The organism is Mesorhizobium sp. M7D.F.Ca.US.004.01.2.1, from assembly GCF_003997785.1.
Lineage (GTDB): Bacteria > Pseudomonadota > Alphaproteobacteria > Rhizobiales > Rhizobiaceae > Mesorhizobium > Mesorhizobium loti.
On record NZ_RZRQ01000766.1, the window covers coordinates 1 to 445 of the forward strand.

The 445-nt window shown below is 66.3% G+C and carries 1 protein-coding gene and 1 pseudogene; both read left to right on the plus strand.

Annotation, left to right across the window (positions count from 1 at the left end; all coding sequences use genetic code 11):
- Window positions 1–232, plus strand: a pseudogene (locus EN993_RS36690) (8-amino-7-oxononanoate synthase); the annotation flags it as partial.
- 11 nt (window positions 233–243) lie between these two features.
- The coding region (gene bioD, locus EN993_RS36695; protein ID WP_164758105.1) for an ATP-dependent dethiobiotin synthetase BioD at window positions 244–445 on the plus strand (202 nt) is incomplete at its 3' end.

Genomic DNA, 445 nt, shown 5'->3' on the forward strand with positions numbered 1-445 from the left:
CGGCGTGATGCCCAGCGGCTCGCAGATCCAGCCATTTGTCATTGGCGACGTCAGGCGCACCATGGCGGTGGCGGCGGCTCTGCAAGCGCGCGGCTTCGACATACGCGGCATTCGTCCGCCGACCGTGCCCGAGGGCACGTCGCGCCTGCGCATTTCGCTGACGCTCAACGTCGACGAAGCCGCCATCTCGGAAATGGTCGAAGCGCTCGTCGAGGTGTTGGCCCAAACGTGACCGGAGGCGACATGACCAAACGCATCGTCATCACCGGAACCGACACCGGCATTGGCAAGACGGTGTTTTCGGCCGGGCTAGCCGGCCTGCTCGACGGTTTCTACTGGAAGCCGGTGCAATCGGGCCTCGACGACGAGACCGATAGCGAGGTCGTTGCGCGGCTTGCCGGCCTGCCGCCGGGGCGCGTGCTGCCGGAAGTCTACCGCTTGAAGG